18 protein-coding genes are annotated in these 17,447 nt (G+C 73.7%); 3 read left to right on the forward strand and 15 right to left on the reverse strand.

Annotated elements, in window-relative coordinates:
• Positions 1 to 27: 27 nt before the first annotated feature.
• The 6 genes from ASE20_RS10120 to ASE20_RS10145 form a co-directional block, all read right to left on the reverse strand.
• Positions 28 to 819, reverse strand: a complete 792-nt coding sequence (locus ASE20_RS10120) for a M57 family metalloprotease (protein ID WP_200952769.1) — start codon at positions 817 to 819, stop codon at positions 28 to 30.
• A gap of 160 nt (positions 820 to 979) precedes the next feature.
• On the reverse strand, positions 980 to 1,669 hold the full coding sequence (locus ASE20_RS10125; RefSeq protein WP_056894458.1) for a RibD family protein: 690 nt from the start codon (positions 1,667 to 1,669) through the stop codon (positions 980 to 982).
• Positions 1,642 to 2,556: a lysylphosphatidylglycerol synthase transmembrane domain-containing protein gene (locus ASE20_RS25265; RefSeq protein ID WP_318655571.1), complete on the reverse strand. Its 915-nt coding sequence runs from the start codon at positions 2,554 to 2,556 to the stop codon at positions 1,642 to 1,644. The genes ASE20_RS10125 and ASE20_RS25265 overlap by 28 nt, the downstream gene beginning before the upstream one ends.
• Positions 2,557 to 2,565: 9 nt before the next feature.
• On the reverse strand, positions 2,566 to 3,588 hold the full coding sequence (locus ASE20_RS25270) for a glycosyltransferase family 4 protein (RefSeq protein ID WP_056894459.1): 1,023 nt from the start codon (positions 3,586 to 3,588) through the stop codon (positions 2,566 to 2,568).
• Positions 3,585 to 4,001 (reverse strand): 6-pyruvoyl trahydropterin synthase family protein, encoded by a 417-nt coding sequence (locus ASE20_RS10140; protein ID WP_056894460.1) that lies wholly within the window; start codon positions 3,999 to 4,001, stop codon positions 3,585 to 3,587. The genes ASE20_RS25270 and ASE20_RS10140 overlap by 4 nt, the downstream gene beginning before the upstream one ends.
• The gene (locus ASE20_RS10145) at positions 4,001 to 4,981 is read right to left on the reverse strand and encodes a zinc-dependent alcohol dehydrogenase (RefSeq protein ID WP_056894461.1); all 981 of its coding nucleotides are present in this window, start codon (positions 4,979 to 4,981) and stop codon (positions 4,001 to 4,003) included. The genes ASE20_RS10140 and ASE20_RS10145 overlap by 1 nt, the downstream gene beginning before the upstream one ends.
• A gap of 80 nt (positions 4,982 to 5,061) precedes the next feature.
• On the opposite strand from ASE20_RS10145, the gene ASE20_RS10150 reads away from it, so the two are divergent.
• Positions 5,062 to 7,236: a CDP-alcohol phosphatidyltransferase family protein gene (locus tag ASE20_RS10150; protein ID WP_082612312.1), complete on the forward strand. Its 2,175-nt coding sequence runs from the start codon at positions 5,062 to 5,064 to the stop codon at positions 7,234 to 7,236.
• Positions 7,237 to 7,304: 68 nt separating this feature from the next.
• Positions 7,305 to 7,691, forward strand: coding sequence for a hypothetical protein (locus tag ASE20_RS10155; RefSeq protein WP_056894462.1), 387 nt, complete (start codon positions 7,305 to 7,307; stop codon positions 7,689 to 7,691).
• Here ASE20_RS10155 and ASE20_RS10160 read toward each other — a convergent pair.
• Positions 7,668 to 8,333, reverse strand: coding sequence for an anti-sigma factor family protein (locus ASE20_RS10160; RefSeq protein WP_056894463.1), 666 nt, complete (start codon positions 8,331 to 8,333; stop codon positions 7,668 to 7,670). The genes ASE20_RS10155 and ASE20_RS10160 overlap by 24 nt on opposite strands.
• Positions 8,330 to 8,842 carry a sigma-70 family RNA polymerase sigma factor gene (locus tag ASE20_RS10165; protein WP_082612313.1) on the reverse strand — a complete coding sequence of 171 codons (513 nt, stop codon included), beginning with the start codon at positions 8,840 to 8,842 and terminating at the stop codon, positions 8,330 to 8,332. The genes ASE20_RS10160 and ASE20_RS10165 overlap by 4 nt, the downstream gene beginning before the upstream one ends.
• A 72-nt stretch (positions 8,843 to 8,914) precedes the next feature.
• Here ASE20_RS10165 and ASE20_RS10170 point away from each other — a divergent pair, with 72 nt between their 5' ends.
• Positions 8,915 to 9,697, forward strand: coding sequence for an exodeoxyribonuclease III (locus ASE20_RS10170; RefSeq protein ID WP_056894464.1), 783 nt, complete (start codon positions 8,915 to 8,917; stop codon positions 9,695 to 9,697).
• Positions 9,698 to 10,079: 382 nt separating this feature from the next.
• Here ASE20_RS10170 and ASE20_RS10175 read toward each other — a convergent pair whose 3' ends face one another.
• From ASE20_RS10175 to ASE20_RS10205, 7 genes are all read right to left on the reverse strand, one after another.
• Positions 10,080 to 10,865 (reverse strand): glucosamine-6-phosphate deaminase, encoded by a 786-nt coding sequence (locus ASE20_RS10175; RefSeq protein WP_056894465.1) that lies wholly within the window; start codon positions 10,863 to 10,865, stop codon positions 10,080 to 10,082.
• Positions 10,865 to 11,968 (reverse strand): N-acetylglucosamine-6-phosphate deacetylase, encoded by a 1,104-nt coding sequence (locus tag ASE20_RS10180; RefSeq protein WP_225869045.1) that lies wholly within the window; start codon positions 11,966 to 11,968, stop codon positions 10,865 to 10,867. The genes ASE20_RS10175 and ASE20_RS10180 overlap by 1 nt, the downstream gene beginning before the upstream one ends.
• The gene (locus ASE20_RS10185; RefSeq protein ID WP_056894466.1) at positions 11,961 to 12,866 is read right to left on the reverse strand and encodes an ROK family protein; all 906 of its coding nucleotides are present in this window, start codon (positions 12,864 to 12,866) and stop codon (positions 11,961 to 11,963) included. Before ASE20_RS10185 ends, ASE20_RS10180 begins: the two co-directional genes overlap by 8 nt.
• Positions 12,863 to 14,281: a glycoside hydrolase family 3 protein gene (locus ASE20_RS10190; protein ID WP_056894467.1), complete on the reverse strand. Its 1,419-nt coding sequence runs from the start codon at positions 14,279 to 14,281 to the stop codon at positions 12,863 to 12,865. Before ASE20_RS10190 ends, ASE20_RS10185 begins: the two co-directional genes overlap by 4 nt.
• Positions 14,278 to 15,120, reverse strand: coding sequence for a carbohydrate ABC transporter permease (locus ASE20_RS10195; RefSeq protein ID WP_157538428.1), 843 nt, complete (start codon positions 15,118 to 15,120; stop codon positions 14,278 to 14,280). The genes ASE20_RS10190 and ASE20_RS10195 overlap by 4 nt, the downstream gene beginning before the upstream one ends.
• Positions 15,120 to 16,022 carry a carbohydrate ABC transporter permease gene (locus ASE20_RS10200; protein ID WP_200952771.1) on the reverse strand — a complete coding sequence of 301 codons (903 nt, stop codon included), beginning with the start codon at positions 16,020 to 16,022 and terminating at the stop codon, positions 15,120 to 15,122. The genes ASE20_RS10195 and ASE20_RS10200 overlap by 1 nt, the downstream gene beginning before the upstream one ends.
• A 90-nt stretch (positions 16,023 to 16,112) precedes the next feature.
• Positions 16,113 to 17,393: an extracellular solute-binding protein gene (locus ASE20_RS10205; RefSeq protein ID WP_056894468.1), complete on the reverse strand. Its 1,281-nt coding sequence runs from the start codon at positions 17,391 to 17,393 to the stop codon at positions 16,113 to 16,115.
• Between the last annotated feature and the right edge of the window lie 54 nt (positions 17,394 to 17,447).

The raw sequence follows: 17,447 nt of genomic DNA on the forward strand, positions 1-17,447 counted from the left end.
CCCTCGTCGTGCTGGATCAGATCGGCGTCAGGATCCGTAGAGCGCCCGGACCCCGGCGGCGTCGGACGCCTGGAACTCCAGGTCGCTCGAGCTGCCGTTGCACTGCGGGTAGTGCATGATCGACGCCGAGTCGTAGGGCGTCAGCGGGCGCCAGTTGTTGTCCTCGAAGCAGGTGCCGGACTCGGGGCGCGTGTGCTCGTGGCGGAAGCCGAGCGTGTGGCCCAGCTCGTGGCCGAGGATGTCGCCCGGCTCCCAGTTGCCCGAGGTCCAGATCGAGTCGTCGACCAGGACGTTGCGCTGGCGCTTCGGGGTGCTCGGGAAGAACGCGCGGGCGATGTACTGCGTGGTGCTGGTCGGCTCGACCGAGAACAGGATGCTGTTGTTGCGGGTCGTGCACTTGCCGTCCTGGGCGGGCACGTACACGAAGTTCACCTTCGACGAGGCCGCCTCCCACAGTCCGGCGCCGGCGGTCATGGCGGCGACGATGTCGTCGTGGCGGGTGCCGAACTTGGTGCTCACGCAGTAGGTCAGGTTGGCGACCTGCGACGCGCTCCACCGGTCGTCCGCGCCGCCGACCGTGTTGACGATCAGGCCGTCGACGGGGGTGCTCTCCGGGCCGACGAGCCGCTCGTAGAACTTCTTCAGCTCGCCCTTGGACGAGACCACCTCGTCGCCGTTGACGACGAAGGCGCCGTCGACGTCGACGTACGTCGAGGCCTCGAACTCCTTGTACGTCGGCGCGCCCGCGGTGTCACCGTCAGCGGCGGACGCCGAGACGGTGGCGCCGGCGAAGGCCGCGGCCAGGCACGCGACACCCAAGGAAATCCTGCTGATCCGAGAAGACAACATCCAAGAACCTTTCGCCAGTGAGTCGATCGGGCACATCGAAACCCGCACAGTGCCTGCACGACAAGAGTTCTTCCGGTTCAGAAAGGCGCAGGGTCCGCGGCTGCACGAATGTGAGCCACCCAGGGGAGGGTCAGCCCGGGCAGCGGTCGGACAGCGCGTAGCGCAGCAGGGCCACGTCGCCGATCGACCGGCTCTCCAGCAGCGTCGCGCGCCGGCCGGCGTGCCACGGGAAGCCGCCGTCGCCGACGAACCGCCGCGCCCGGGAGTCGCCGACGAAGAACGGCGCCACCACGAGGTGCAGCTCGTCGGCGACCCCTGCTGTGAGGAACTGCGTGTGCACCGTGCCGCCGCCCTCGACCATCAGGCGTCGTACGCCGCGCGAGCCGAGGTCGGCGACCAGGTCGGCCATCCGCACCTCGGCGCCGAGCCCGACCACCTTGGCCACCGAGCCCACGCGGCTCTCGAGCTCGCCGACGGTGGCATCGGGGCAGTAGACGAGCTTCTCGCCGTCGCCCAGCGCGAAGAAGCGGGCCTCCGGCGAGAGGTCGCCGCGCGAGCTGAGCGTCACCTTCACCGGGCCGTCGGGGAGCCCCGCGGCCACCCGGCTCCGACGTCGTTCGGCGGAGCGGACCAGCAGCCTGGGGTCGTCCTTGCGGACCGTGGCCGCGCCCACGAGGATCGCGTCGCAGCCGGCCCGCACCTCGTCGACGCGGTCGAAGTCGTCGTCGTTGGACAGCAGGAGCCGCTCCTCCCCCGCGCTGTCGAGGAAACCGTCGAGCGACATGCAGCAGCTCAGGAGGACGTAGGGCCGCTCACCCATGCCGGTCCTCCCCTCGCCGTCCGGACCGGGTACGACGCCCGCGGGCTCCGCAGCACCAGCAGGCCCGGCAGCGTCGCCGCGAGCGACAGGACGCCGTAGACGACCGCGACCTCGACGCCCACGGTGGCGCCGAGCCCGGCACTGGCGAACGCCCCCGCGGCAGCGCCCTCCCGCGGGCCCCACCCGGCGATGCCCAGGGGGATCGCCGAGGCCAGCAGGACGAGCAGCGCGAGGGCGACCAGTCGCGACATCGGTCCGCCGACGCCGGCGGTCCGGGCGGCGACGACGAAGACCGCGACGTGCCCGCCGGCAGCGACCGCGGACAGCAGGACCACCTCGGGCCACCCGCGCCCGAGGGCCGCGACGGCCTCCCGGCGCACGGCCGGGAACGCAACGAGCACGATCCCGGCACCGAGGACGATGACCGCCAGCGCACCGAGGACCCAGCCGCGCAATGCTCCCGGCAGCAGCGGTACGGCGGCCGCGGCCAGCGCCACCTGCACGGCCTGCCCGCTCGCCCGGTCCCAGACGACCGATCGCAGCCCGCGGCCGAGGGCGCCGGTGTCGCGGCCGTGCCGGTAGCCGCGGTGCAGGTCGCCGGCCACACCGCCCGGGAGCGTGGCATTGAGCACCTGGGCGCGGTAGCAGGTGCGGTAGGCCGCGGCGAACGGGAGCCCGACGCCGAGCCCGTCGGCGACCAGGCTCCAGCGGCGGGCGCAGCAGGCCGTCGTGAGCGCGGTGACGGCCAGGGCGAAGGCGATCGCCCGGGGATCGGTACGGGCCAGCCCGTCGAGGAACGGCCGCGCGCCCAGGCGCAGCACGAGCACGACCAGGATCGCGGCACCCGCGACCAGCCGGATCCTCGCCCAGCGCGTCGTCCCGTCGATGGCTGACTCCTATCCCTCACCCGTACGTACGGGGGTGGGAGCGATCCGGTTCAGCACGCCTGCGACCCGTTCGGCGGTCTCCGCCCAGGTCCCCAGCCGCGCCGCGCGCTCGGCTGCGGCCCGCCGCCACCGCTCCCGCAGGTCGCCGTCGGTCAGCCAGGTCCGCACGGCGCCGGCCAGGGCGACGGGGTCGTCGAGCGGCACCAGTGCCCCCGGCAGCGAGTCGTCGTCCGCCGTGCCGAGCGCCTCGGGATGCCCACCGACGTCGGTCGCCACCGCGGGCAGCCCGCGGGCCAGGCCCTCGGCGAGGGCCATGCCCCAGGACTCCCGTCGCGACGGCGCCACGACCAGGTCGCTGGCCGCGCGGACCGCGTCGAGGTCATCCGGCGACAGTGGGCCGGTCAGCTCGATCCGGTCGTCGACGCCGAGCTGCCGGGCCCGCTCGCGCAGGGTGTCCGCGTACGACGGCGCCAGGTCGGGCGCGCCCACCCACCGGCTGTGCCATTCGAGGTCGCGGAGCCCGGCGAGCGCGACCAGCAGGTCGTCGTACCCCTTGGCGGGGACGATCGGCCCGACCGTGAGGAGCCGGGTCCCCCCAGCAGAGCCGGTGGCAGTCACCCCGGCGTCCACGCCCGGCACCGCCACGTGCACCTGCTCCGCGGGCACTCCCACCGTGTCGAGGACCCAGCGGCGCGCCCACTCACTGGTCGTCACCACCGCGTGCACGGCGCCCAGCACGGCCGGCTCGTACGGACCGGAGCCCGGCATGTGCAGGAGCACCGCGATGCGCAGCCGGCCGCTCGCGGCCACGAGGTCCGGGCTGGTCGAGGCGACCAGACCGTCGACCAGCACGAGCACGCCGTGGGGCAGCCCGGCCAGCACCTCCCCCGGCCCCGCCTCGCCGACCCGGTGCTCCCGCACCGGCCACCCCCGCCCAGCGAGACCCGCGGCGAGCCGGCGGTCGTAGACGTTCCCGCCGCTGGGACGCCGCGGGTCGTCGATGCGCTCGGGGACGAGGAGGTGCAGTGTCACAGCACCCGCTCGTAGCTGGCCCACGCGACGTGCGACTCGTGCAGCGTGACCTGGATCCCGGTGAGGTCCCGGCCGCCCGGGCCGAGGTCGCCGTCGCTCGCGCGGGCCGCCAGCCGGTCGGCCACCCACCGTGCGAGCACCTCGGTCGAGGTGTTCTGCCTGTCCAGCTCATCGAGCTCGTCGAGCTCGTCGAGCTCGTCGAGATTGCGGTAGTGCAGCCGGCCGAGCACCTCGTGCAGGACCTCCGTCGCCCGGCCGATGTCCACGAGGATGCCGTCGGCGTCGAGCGCGGGACCGGCGAAGGTCGCGTCGACGACGAAGGTGGCGCCGTGCAGCCGTTGCGCCGGTCCGAACACCTCGCCCTGCAGGCTGTGCGCGACCATGATGTGGTCGCGGACGGTCACGCGGAACATCAGCTCTCCTCGGAGTAGTCGATCGTGTGGCACAGGCCCGGCAGGTCGCCGGACGCGATCCGCGCCATCACCGCGGGCAGCTCGCCGAACGGCGAGGACCCGGTGAGCAGCACGTCGAAGGCGGGGTCGCGGAGCAGCTCGAGCGCCAGCGTCAGCCGGTCGCGGTGGCTGCGCGTGGCCCGGCGGGCGGGCGCGACCGCCCCCACCTGGCTGCTGCGCAGGGTCAGCCGACCGGAGTGGAACGCCTCCCCCAGCGGTACGGCGACCGGCCGGTCGCCGTACCAGGACAGGTCGAGCACCGTGCCCTCCGGCTCGACCAGCTCGAGGGCGCGACGCAGCCCGGCCTCGGTCGCGCTCGCGTGCACGACGAGGTCACTGCGGCCCGGGTGCTCGTCGGCGCCGGCGAAGCCGGCACCGAGCGCGGCGGCCACCTCGGACCGGCCGGGATCGGTGTCGACGAGCGTCACCCTCACTCCGGGCACGCCCGCGGCCAGCCGCGCGACGCAGCAGCCGACGAGGCCGGCGCCGACCACGACGACGTGGTCGCCGAGCAGGGGCGGCGCGTCCCAGAGCGCGTTCACCGCGGTCTCGACCGTGCCGGCGAGCACGGCCCGCGCGGCCGGGACGCCGTCGGGCACCGGCAGGACTGCGGTCGCCGGCACGACGTAGGCGCTCTGGTGGGGGTGCAGGCAGAAGACGGTGCGTCCCCGGAGGTCGTCAGGCCCCTGCTCGACGACGCCGACGCCGAGGTAGCCGTACTTCACCGGCCCCGGGAAGTCGCCCTCCTGGAAGGGCGCGCGCATGGTGGCGTGCTGGCTGGCGGGGACCCGGCCGGCGTGGACCAGCGACTCGGTGCCCCGGCTGATCCCGGAGTGCAGCGCCCGCACGAGCACCTCGCCGGCACCCGGCTCGGGGAGGGCGAGCGGCCGGATCTCGCCCCGTCCCGGCTCGACGACCCAGTAGGCCCGTGCGTCGACCACGGCGAACTCCCTTCACCTGCGTTGAACCCAGGTCCTGGCTCCGTCGTACCAGTCTTTACGACCAAGGACACGGAGGTGCGATGGATCGGGTTCACCTCGGGCCGGCCGACCGCGTGACCGCGGTGCGCGCTGTGCTCGCCTGCGGGGTCGCCGCGCTGACCGTGCGCGGGTTGGTCACGCCCCTCGACGGCCGGCTGACGGCGGTCCTGGTGGGTGGGAGCGTCGTGGCGCTGGCGCTGGACGCGGTCGACGGGTTCGTCGCGCGCCGTACCGGCACCGTGAGCGCTTTCGGCGCCCGCTTCGACATGGAGACCGACGCCTTCCTGATCGCCGTCCTCAGCGTGCACGTGGCGCCCAGGCTCGGGTGGTGGGTCCTCGCGATCGGCGCGATGCGCTACGCCTACGTCCTCGCCGCGCGCGCCCTTCCCTGGCTGCGCCGGCCCACGCCGCCGCGCTACTGGGCCAAGGTGGTCGCCGCCGTCCAGGGCGTCGTGCTGACGGTCGCGGCCTCGACCCTGCTCCCCCCGTCGACCGCGCAGCTCGCCCTGGCCCTCGCGCTGCTGCTGCTCGTGGAGTCGTTCGGCCACGACGTGGTCTGGCAGTGGCGGCACCGGTACGACGCCGAGGACGCCCCGCTGCCCGCCGGCACCACCGCTCCGACGCCCCGTCAGCTCACCCTCGCCGCTGCCGCGGTCCTCTGGCTCGCGCTCGCCCCACCCCGGGTCGCCGACGGGGTCAGCCCCGCCGACTTCGCCCGGATCCCGCTCGAGGGCATCGCGCTGGCCGCCCTGGCGGTCGTCCTCCCGGCGCGTGGCCGCCGCGTGGCCGCCGTGGCGGTCGGGCTCGCAGTCACCGTGCTCGCCGTGCTGAGGGGCCTCGGTCTCGGCTTCGACCTCTACCTGGGCCGGTCCTTCCACGTGCTCGGCGACTGGTCGTACCTGCCGAAGGGCTTCGAGGTGGTGCGCGACACCGAGGGCCTGCCGGTCGCGGTCCTCGCGCTCGGCGGTGCGGTCGCCGTGGTCGTCGTCCTGGCCGTGGCGCTGACGTGGTCCGCGGCACGGGTCGCCCACGCGGCCGCCGGGCAACGACGCACCACCTGGCGCGCCCTGCTGGCGATCGGCACGGTGTGGGTGCTGTGCGCCGTCGCCGGCGGACCGGTCCACGGGGTCGCCGCCGCCGGCTCCGCCGGGCTCGTCGTCGACACCGTCGACCAGGTGCGGGCCGACCGCCACGACACCGGCGTCTTCGCCCGCGAGCTCCGGGCCGACCCCTTCGCCGACACCCCCGGCGACCAGCTGCTGCGGGGCCTGCGGGGCAAGGACGTGCTGCTGGTCTGGTTCGAGAGCTACGGCCGGGTCGCGCTGGAGGACAGCTGGTTCGCGCCGTCGGTCGTGCAGGTGGTCGAGCAGGGCAACCGGGACCTGGCAGCCGCCGGCTACCGGTCCCGCAGCGCCTTCCTCACCTCCCCCACCTTCGGTGCCGGCAGCTGGCTCGCCCACGGCACCTTCCAGTCGGGCGCGTGGGCGAACGGCGAGCGCCGCTACGGCCAGCTCCTCGCCAGCGACCGGCTCAGCCTGACCCGCGCGTTCGATGTCGCCGGGTGGCGCACCGTCCTCGACGTCCCCGCCAACACCCGCGACTGGCCCGAGGGCGCGGCGTACTACCGCTTCGACCAGCTCTACGACTCCCGCAACGTCGGCTACCGCGGACCGCGCTTCGGCTACGCCTCGATGCCCGACCAGTTCACGCTCGACCACCTCCGCCGCACCGAGCTCACACCCGGTGCCCGGCCGCGGGTCTTCGCCGAGGTCGACCTGGTCTCCAGCCACCATCCCTGGGCGCCGGTCCCGGAGCCGGTGCCGTGGACGGCCGTCGGCGACGGATCCGGGTTCGACGGCATGCCCGACCGCGGCGCCGAGGCGGTCGACGGGCACCGCGACCCCGAGGCCGCGCAACGCAACTACGCCGCCTCGGTGCGCTACACGTGGCGGACGCTCGTCTCGTTCCTGACGACCTACCCCGACCGGGACCGCGTCGTGATCGTCGTCGGCGACCACCAGCCGCACTCGTTCGTCACCGGACGGCATGCCGGCCACGACGTACCGATCTCGGTCATCGCGCAGGACCCCGACGTGATCCGGCGGATCGAGGACTGGGGCTGGCAGCCCGGCGTGCTGCCCGGTCCGGACGCGCCCGTCACGCGGATGGACGCGATGCGCGACCGGATCCTGACCGCCTTCGGACCCGCCCGCTGAACCAGGTGGCCGCGCTCCTCGTACTCCCTTTCGAGAGGCGTTTCGGCAATCGAGGATCGGAGTGCGCGATGGTGATGCGTGGCGTGGGTGCCCTGGCGGCCGTGGTGACGGCAGCGGTCCACCTCTACCTGTGGTTCGACGGCGTGCGCGACCAGGGCACCGTCGGCCAGCTCTTCCTGGTCAACGTCGTCGCCGGCGCGGTGATCGCGGTGCTGCTGGTGGCCTGGCGCAGCTGGGTCCCGCTGCTCCTGCTGGCCGGGCTGGGCGCGACCACGCTCGCGGCCTTCGTCATCTCCACGACGGCCGGCCTCTACGGCATCCACACGACGTGGGACAGCTGGTACGCCTGGGTGGCCGCGGTCTCCGAGGCCGGGGCGGTGCTGGTCGCCGCCGCGGCCGCTTCCGCCGAGGGCTGGCTCACCTCGCTCAGGTCACGGGTCGACGCGAAGCACTGAGTAGCCCGACGCGGTCTGCACCTCGACCGACGCGATGTCCTCGGGGGCCAGCGACGCGGCCATCGTCAGCGCGACCTCCTTGCTCGGCGCGGTCTGCCAGGTGCCGACCTGCTCGGTGTGGCCGTCGGCGGCGCGCACGACGAGGACGTACGTCGCCGTACCGGACACCGGCCCCTCGTAGGTGCAGGTCAGGTCGATCCGCGTCCCCCACGGGCGCGCGGTGAGCGAGACCCAGCCCGAGGAACCCGTGCCGAGGCCGTCCATCCGCTGTGCCGCGGCGAGCTCGGGCGGCGCCGGCTCGTCGTCACCGAGCGTCGTACCGATCCTGAGGGCGGCGAACGCGAGCAGCACCGCCGCGGCCGCCGCGACCGAGACCCTCAGCAGACGGCGCCGACCGCGCGAGCGCCGGGCCTCGGCGACCATCGAGGGCAGCAGCGTCGGCGGCACCGGCTCGGTGCGTCCGAGCTGCTCGACGACGTCGCCGTCCACCCGGGCCAGCAGCCCCGGGATCCCGGCCAGGTCGCGCAGGGCGCGCGAGCAGTCGTCGCAGCCGGAGAGGTGCCGCTCGTACTCCGCCCGTTCGCCGGCGGCCATCGCCCCCAGGACGTAGACCCCGTCGTGGTGCGCGAACTCGCACGTCATGACGCCACCCCCGTCTCCTCCAGGATCAGTCGCAGTGCGCGCAGCGCGTAGTGGGTGCGGGACTTCACGGTTCCTTCCGGTACGTCGAGGCGCCGGGCGGCCTCCGCCACCGAGCGGCCGCGGTAGTAGCACTCGACGAGCACCGCCCGGTGCTCCGCCGACAGCTGCCGCAACGCATCCGCGACGACCCACGACAGCAGCAGCTCGTCGGTGCGGTCGTCGCTCGCCTCCTGGAGCGGAGGCTCGGCGGACGCGAACTCACGGTGACCGCGCTGCGCGCGCCACTCGTCGATCACGATGTTGCGCGCGACGGTGAACAGCCACGAGCGCACCGAGCCGCGCGACTCGGTGAGGACGGCGGCATTGCGCCAGGCACGCAGCATCGTCTCCTGCGCGACGTCCTCCGCACGCGCCCGGTCGTTGGAGGTCAGGTGCAGGCAGAAGCCCCACAGAGCCGATGCGTGCTCGTCGTACAGCACCTGCATCGCCGTGGCTGGGTCCTCGCTCATCCGCACCTCCCTGCCCGGGGATACGACGGAACCGCGTGCTGGGTTCACCTGATCTGAGACTAGGGTTGCCGCGTGCGACTGGCCACCTGGAACGTCAACTCCCTCCGCACGCGGATCGACCGCGTCGAAGCCTTCCTCGACCGGCACGAGATCGACGTCCTCGCCGTCCAGGAGACCAAGGCCCGCGAGGAGCAGCTGCCGTTGATGGGCCTGCAGGCCCGCGGCTACGAGATCGCGGCCCACGGCCTCGACCAGTGGAACGGCGTCGCCCTCATCAGCCGCGTCGGGCTGGACGACGTGACCGTCGGCTTCCCCGACCAGCCCGGCTGGGGCGACTCCTCCGTCGTCGAGGCCCGCGCGCTCGGCGCGACCTGCGGCGGGGTCCGGGTGTGGAGCCTCTACATCCCGAACGGCCGCAAGCCCGACGACCCGCACTACACCTACAAGCTGGACTGGCTCGCCCGGCTGCAGACCGCCGCCGGTGCCTGGCTGGACACCCCGACCGCGCTGGTCGGCGACTGGAACATCTGCCCCACCGACGACGACGTCTTCGACGTGGCGCAGTTCAAGAACTCCACCCATGTCACCCCCGCCGAGCGCGCCGCCTTCCAGGCGTTCCTCGACGACGGGTGGTCCGAGGTGACGCGCGCCTTCGCTCCCGGCTACACCTACTGGGACTACTACCGGCAGCGGTTCGAGCGCGACCGCGGGCTGAAGATCGACTTCGTGCTCGGCTCGTCGTCCTTCGCCGAGCGGGTGACGGGAGCCTTCATCGACCGCGAGGAGCGGGACCCGTCGGTGTTCTCCGGTGCGCCTTCGGACCACGCGCCGGTGGTGGTCGACCTCGCGGACTGAGGGCGTAGCGAACCGGACGGGTCCGCCGGTCGGGTGGCTGTCCGGCGGTGCGAGTTGACCCCCTCGAATGGTCAAAGACCGCAGATTTCCGGCCGATTTTTCTGCGGTTTGTGACCACTCGAGGGGGTCATCGCGCGCAACGGACCATCACGGGCCGGGCGGCCGCGTCAGCGGCGGCGCGGACGAAGTCCGCGCCGACAACCGCGCCGCCNNAGGCCCCGGGGTCAAGGCCGGCCGAAGGCCGCCGCGCAGCGGGCGAGCGCAGCGAGCGCCTTGACGCCGGGGGTCGGTCGGCTACCGCGCGGCCGCCCGCAGGAGCCACGGCGACAGGATCCAGCTACAAGTTGTCCGACGGTTGCGAGCGTTCCGAACGACCCACGTCTCACAGACCCTGCCAGGCCGGCTTCGCGTCGTACACCGCCCGGTAGTGCTCCCTCCGCACCAGACCCTCCGCAGCCCCCGGGTCACACAGCACGGTGACGTGCGGGTGCAGCTGCAGCACCGACGCCGGGCAGGAGGCAGTGAGCGGCCCCTCGACCGCGGCACCCAGCGCGTCCGCCTTCGCCGAGCCCGTGGCGAGCAGCAGCAGGTGCCGCGCCCGCAGGATGGTGGCGAGGCCCTGGGTGAGCACGTGCCGCGGGACCTCGTCGATCGAGCCGAAGAAACGGGCGTTGTCGTGGCGGGTCTCGTCGGTCAGCGTCTTCAGCCGGGTCAGGGAGCCCAGGGAGGAGCCGGGCTCGTTGAAGGCGAGGTGGCCGTCGGTGCCGATGCCGAGGACCTGCACGTCGACGCCGCCGGCGGCGACGAGGGCGTCCTCGTACCGTGAGCCGGCGGTCGGCAGGCCCTCCGGCGTGGGGTCGGGGCCGTGGACCCGGTCGGCGGGGATGCCGAGGGCGTCGGTGAGCTCGCGCGCGATCGTGGCGCGGTAGCTCTCGGGATGGCCGGCGGGAAGGCCGACGTACTCGTCGAGGTTGAAGCACCGCACCCCGTCGTACGACGGCCCGACGCCCGCCTCGTGGCGCCGCACCAGCTCCCGGTACGTCGGCAGCGGGGTCGAGCCCGTCGCCAGCCCCAGCACCGGCGAGGCCGCCGAGCGGACCACGGCCTCGACGACGTCGGCCGCGAGAGCGGCGACCTCGGACCCGGACCGGAGCGGGACGACCTCCATCACGAGCCCCCGTGCAGCAGCTGGCCGCCGACGACGGTGGCGACGACGCTGAGGTCGTCGTCGACGAGGGTGAGGTCGCCGCGGGCGCCGGTGCCGAGGTGTCCTCGGGCCGGATCCCCGAGCAGCGCGGCGGGGACGGAGGTGCAGCCCGCCGCCGCCGACGCGAGCGAGCAGCCGGTGGCGGCGCGGAGCACGCGCAGGCACTGGGCGAGGTCGGCGGCGGAACCGGCGAGGGTGCCGTCGGTGAGACGGACCGTGCCGTCGGCGACGACGACCGACTGGTCGCCGAGCCGGGCGGGTCCGTCGGGCATGCCGAGGGCGGCGGTGCAGTCGGTGACGGCGAGGAAGCGGTCGGTGCCGAGCGCGCGCCAGTACGCAGCAAGCGTGGCCGGGTGGAGGTGGTGCCCGTCCGCGATCACGCCGGCGGTCAGGCGCTCGTCGGACAGGGCGGCGCCCACGGGACCGGGCATCCGGCCCGCGAGGGCAGGCATCGCGTTGCCGAGGTGGGTCACGGCACGGGCGCCGCGCTCGACCGCTGCCGTCACCTCGGCGGCGGTGGCCTCGGTGTGCCCGACGGCCACGACCACGCCTCGTTCGACCAGCTGGTCGACGACCCCCAGGGCCTCCGGCAGCTCGGGCGCCAGGGTCACCATCGCGACACCCGCGTCGCGCGACCAGCCCTCCACCAACGACGGCGAGGGCACGCACAGCCACGACACCGGGTGCGCGCCCTTGCGGGCCGCGGCGATCATCGGGCCCTCGAAGTGCCACCCCATCGGTACGGCGCCGGCCCAGCCCGTCGGCGGCCCCGCGGCCAGGACGGCGAGCGCCTCCGCCCGGGCATCCGGCGACGAGGTGATCACGGTCGGCAGGAACGCCGTGACGCCGAACCTCGGCAGCGCCGCCGCGACCTCCCAGAGCCGCGAGGGCTCGAGGGTCAGGTCGATGCCGGCGGCGCCGTTGACCTGCAGGTCGAGGAAGCCGGGCAGGACGTGGAGCCCGCTGGCGTCGTACGACGGGGAGCGGGGCGCGGGCGAGGCAGCGACCTGGCCGGCGACGACGGCGACGTCGACGGAACCGCCGACGACATGGAGGTCAGCCATCCCGGCTCCCCAGCAGGGCGGCGCCGAGCGCGGCGACCGGCACGTCCTGCGGCACCAGCCGCACCCGGCCGGCGAGGTCGAGCGAGGCCAGGAACGGCGACCCGGTGGCCTGCTCCGCGAGCGCGTGCGCGACCGCGACCCGCAGCCGCTCCCCCACGTGGGCCACGCCGCCGCCGAGCACGACGACCTCGGGGTCGACCGTGAGCGCGACCAGGCGTACGGCGTCGGCCACGTGGGCGGCGAAGCGGTCACGCACCGCCGCGGCGGCCGGGTCGCCCGCAGCCGCGGCGTCGAAGAGCGCCTGTGCCGGGGGCCGGTCGGGCGAGGGCCACAGGGCCGCGAGGGCCGAGCCCGAGGCCACCGTCTCGAGGCAGCCGACCTGTCCGCACTCGCAGGCGGTCCCGCCCGGGTCGACGGGGATGTGGCCGATCTCGCCGGCGGCGTTGCGGGCGCCGCGGCGCAGCACCCCGTCGAGGACGGTCGCCGCGGCGAGACCGGTGCCGATGCTGAGGTAGACGAGGTCGTCCTGGCCGATCAGCGTGGCCGCACCCAGTGCCGCGGCGTTCGCGTCGTTGTCCAGCACGACCCGCAGCCCGGTGGCCTCGCCGAGGCGCGCGCTGAAGGGGAAGCCGTCGTCGACGCCGAGGTTGACCGCGTGCCGCACGGTGCCGTGCGCGGTGTCGACGAGGCCGGGGATCCCGACTCCGACGACGCCGTCGAGCGGCTGACCCGACTCGGCCCGCAGCCGGGCGACGACCTCCGCGGCCGCGGCCACGACGCCCGTACCTCCGGCCGGGCTGCCGGTCCGCACCTGCGCCAGCACCTCGCCGTCGGGTCGTGCCACCACCCCGAGGATCTTGGTGGCGCCGATGTCCAGCCCCACGAGCAACCCGGTCACCGCTGCCAACCCGCCTCTCGCACGATCTCCTCCACGGCCGCGATCGACGGTCCGCTGTTGCCCCGCGTGCACACCCGGGCGTGCGAGGTCTCCGCCCACCCGGTGCGCGGGCCGGGCCAGCCCCACTCCACGACGACCACCGGGCCAGGGGCCGCGGCGAGCATCGCCGCGACGCCCGGCCGGCGGTGCGCGTCCCGGACCTGTACGACGACGGGGCCGTCCGGAAGGACGTCGCCCTCCGCCACGACGACGTCCGGCAGCAGTCCCCACCTACCCTGGCCGACGGCGATGTTCGCCTCGGTCCCGATGCTCACGACCACCGCACCGCGCAGGTCCGGGAGCGGGCCCTCGACGAGGCAGGCCCGGCGGGCGGCGGCGACCATCTCCCGGGTGTCGAGGTGCCACGAGCCGGACTTCGTGGTGCCACGAGCCACCGTTCGTGGGAGCTGGTCGACCCGGGACGCGGCGTCGGCGAGGCGGGCCAGCGGGAGCTCGCCGGAGTGGACGGCGGCGACGATCGCGGCCTGGATGTCACGCACGAGCCGGGACTGCTTGTCCGGACCGGTGCAGACCAGGTCGACGCCGGCGGCGAGGGCGGCCACGGCCGCCGACGGGATCGAGCGGGCGCCGGACGCGCCGGCCATGTCGAGCGCGTCGCTGACGATCACGCCGTCGTACCCGAGCTCGTCGCGGAGCAGCGCCAGCACCGGGGCGCTCAGCGTGGCAGGCAGGTCGGGGTCGAGCGCCGGGACCACGAGGTGCGAGGTCATCACCGAGGCGGCGCCGGCCGCCACGGCAGCGGCGAAGGGCACCAGCTCGCGGGCCCTCAGGGTCGAGAGCGGAGCGTCGACGTACGGCAGGGTGAGGTGGCTGTCCTGCGCGGTGTCGCCGTGGCCGGGGAAGTGCTTCACGCAGGCCGCGACGCCCTGCGCCTGCAGGCCGGTGACCCAGGCCGCGACGTGGGCCGCCACCAGCGAGGGCGAGGCGCCGAAGCTGCGGGTGCCGATCACCGGGTTGTCGGGGTTGCAGTTCACGTCGGCGACCGGGCCGAGGTCGAGGTCGATCCCGACGGAGGCGAGCTCGGCGCCGACCAGCGCGCCGACGCCCGAGGTCAGGGCGAGGTCGTCGACCGCGCCGAGCACCGCGGGTCCGGGGACCGGGCTCGCCTCGCGGCTGTGCAGCCGCGTCACGTCGCCGCCCTCCTCGTCGGTGGCGACCAGCGCCTCGGCCCGGTGCGAGCGCACCGCCGCGACCAGCGCGGCAGCGTCGGCGAGCGAGCCGGTGAGGTTCGAGCCGAACAGGCACACCCCGCCGAGACCCTCCTCCAGCAGCTCCGCCCAGTCCGGCGGCAGCGTGGGGCCCGCGAAGGACCCCAGCTGCACCCGCAGCGCCAGCTCCTCCAGCGCCCCGGTCATCCCTTCACCGCGCCCGCGGTGATGCCGGAGACCATCCGGCGCTGGACCACGAGGAAGAAGATGATCACCGGGATCGTGATCAGCGTCGACGACGCCATGATCGCGCCCCAGTCGACGCCGCGGCTGCGCGAGTCGGTGAACGCGACGAGCCACACGGGCAGGGTCTTCTTGTCCGGGTCGGTCATCACCACGACGGCGAGCGTGAACTCGTTCCACGCCTGGATGAAGGCGAACACGCCGGTCGCCACGAGGCCGGGCGCGAGCAGCGGCAGGGTCACCTTGAAGAAGGCGCCGGTGCGCGAGCAGCCGTCCATCATGGCCGCCTCCTCGAGCTCGCGCGGCACCCCGTCGACGAACCCGCGCAGGGTCCACACGGTGAACGGGAGCACGCTGGCGACGTAGACGATCGTCAGGCCGATCACGGAGTTGAGCAGGCTCATCCCGTCGAGCATCTTGTACTGGCTGATGAACAGCGCCTCGGCCGGGATCATCTGGATCACGAGCAGCGTCAGGATGAAGGTACGACGCCCGCGGAAGCGGAACCTGCTGACCGCGACCGCCGCCAGGAAGGCGAACAGCAGCGCCACCCCGACGGTGAGCAGGGTGACCGTCAGGCTGGTCACCAGGGCGTCGGTGAACGAGCCGTCGGAGAACACCCGCCGGTAGTTGTCGAGGGTGCCGCCGGTCGGCACGAACACCGGATCCTCGCCCTTGATCCGGTTGCGCGGCAGGAACGACCGGCTGACCATCCAGTAGACCGGGAACACGCAGGCGAGGAAGACCACGATCCCGACCAGGTCCGCACCGATGCGGACCGGCAGTGACGTACGGCGGGCCATCAGGCGTCCCTCTCCTGCCGGAGCATCATCCGGACGTACGGCGCGGTGAGCACGACGGTCAGCAGCAGCATGAACATCGCGGCCGACGCGGCCATCCCGAAGTCGCCGCCCTTGATGCCGAGCGTGTAGACGTAGGTGCCGAGCAGGTTGGTGTCCTTGCTGACCCCGCCGGCCTTCTGGAGCGTGTAGATCTGGGTGAAGACGCGCAGGTCCCAGATCACCTGCAGCAGCACCACGACCAGCAGCACCGGGCGGATCGAGGGCAGCACGACGTGCACGAACCGCTGCCGCGGGCCGGCGCCGTCGATCTGCGCGGCCTCGACCACGTCCTCGGGGACCTGGGTCAGTGCGGCGTACAACGTGAAGGCGACGAACGGGACGCTCATCCAGACCACCACCAAGGTGGCGACGAGGAAGAAGGACCACGGGTCGAGCAGCCAGCTGTGGCCGTCGAAGTCGCCGCCGAGCGCGGTCAGGAGCCAGTTCACGACGCCGTACTCGGTGTCGAAGAGGAACTGCCAGACCGTCATCGCCGCGACCACGGGCATCGCCCACGCCAGCAGCAGCCCGCACTGCGTGAGGACCCGGGTCACCTTGCTCATCCGGGTCATCAGCAGCGCCAGGCCGAGGCCGATCGCGAACGTCAGCCCCGCGTTGACGAAGCAGAAGGCGACGGTGCGCAGGACCACCGGCCACAGCTCGCCGTTGCCGAGCAGCTCCCGGTAGTTGCCGAGCCCGATCCACTCCGGCGCCTGCCCGAACTGCTGGGCCAGCCCGAACTCCTGCAGCGACAGGACCACCTGTCGCACCAGCGGGTAGCCCAGGGCCAGGCCGAGGGCGAGCGCCGCCGGCAGCACCAGCCCGAGGGGCAGATGGCTCCGGCGCGCGGTGCCGCGTGCCACGTCGTCTCCTCTTCTCCGGTACGACGCCCGGCCGGTCTCGGACCGACCGGGCGTCGTGCTCAGTGTGACCCGCGGGTCAGCTCGGCGCGATCAGTTCAGCTCGGCCGTGATGGTGTCGTCCGCCTCGGCCGCGAGCTCGGCGACGTCGCCGCCCTGCGCGATCTCGCTGTAGAGGTCCTCGAGCACGAACTTGCCCTCCACCGTGGCCCACGCGGCCGCGGCCGGGGTGAGCTTGGCGTTCGAGGCGGCCTCGACGGTCGCCTGCGCGAACTCGTCGTCGCCGAGCATGCTGGCGAAGGACTCCCGGGCAGGCGTGAGGCCGGCCTCGGCGAGGATCTTCTGGTAGTCCTCGCTGACCATCAGCTCGAGCACCTTGCGCGACAGGTCCTGGTTGGGCGACTTCGCCGAGATGGCGATGTCGGAGCCGCCGAGCAGCACCGGCGCCGGGCCGCCGTTCGAGCCCGGCAGCGCGAAGACGCCGACCTTCTCGGCGAGCTTCGGGCAGCCGCTCTTCGGGTCGGTGAGCATGCCGTAGACCCACCCCGGGCGGGACATCATGCCGATCTTGCCCGCGCAGAACGGGGTGACCGGGTCGGCCTCGTTGGCGTCGGCAGGCGCGCCCGACGCGGCGTCGTACAGGTCCTGGAAGGCGGTCAGGCCGGCGATCGACTCAGGGGTCGAGAGCGTCCCCTTCCAGCCGTCACCGTCCGGGGCGGCGAAGTCGCCACCCGCGTCCCACAGCAGGGCGGCGCCGTCGCGCCAGTCCTTGCCGGGCAGCCAGTAGCCGGAGAAGTCGGCCTTGCCGCTCTTCTGCTTGAGCTTGGTGGCGGCGTCGACGAACTCGGTCATGCTCGTCGGGACGGCGGTGATGCCGGCGTCCTCGAACAGGTCCTTGCGGTAGAAGACGTACGTCGAGCCGGCGTAGTACGGCACGGCGAAGGTCTTGCCGTCGACCGTGGCGCCGTCGACGAAGCCGGGCAGCAGGTCGTCGCCGCCGAGGTCGGCCAGGTCGCCGGTCAGGTCGCTGAACGCGCCGACCGTGGTGAACGTCGGGGCTTGGGTGTTGCCGACCTCGACCACGTCGGGGGTCTGGTCCGCCGAGGTGAGCGCGGTGGTGAGCCGCTCGACGAGACCCTCCCACTCCTGCTGCTCGATGGTCAGCGTGGAGCCGGGGTTCTGGTCCTCGAAGGTCTTCTTGAGCCAGTCGCGTGCCGGCTGCGGCGTGTCGGCGCCGTTGAGCCAGACGACCAGGTCGGCCTTCTCGGGTCCGCCGCCCTTGGAGTCGCCGCCGTCGTCCTCGGAGCCGCACGCGCTGGTCACGGCCAGCAGGGCGGTCGTGGCCGCGATCGCCAGAGTCTTCTGAATTCGCACCGCTTCGTTCCCTTCGATCATTTCTTGCTGGGGGTTCTGGGGGGGTGGTGATGA

This window comes from Nocardioides sp. Root240, assembly GCF_001428825.1.
In the GTDB taxonomy this organism is placed as follows: Bacteria; Actinomycetota; Actinomycetes; order Propionibacteriales; family Nocardioidaceae; genus Nocardioides.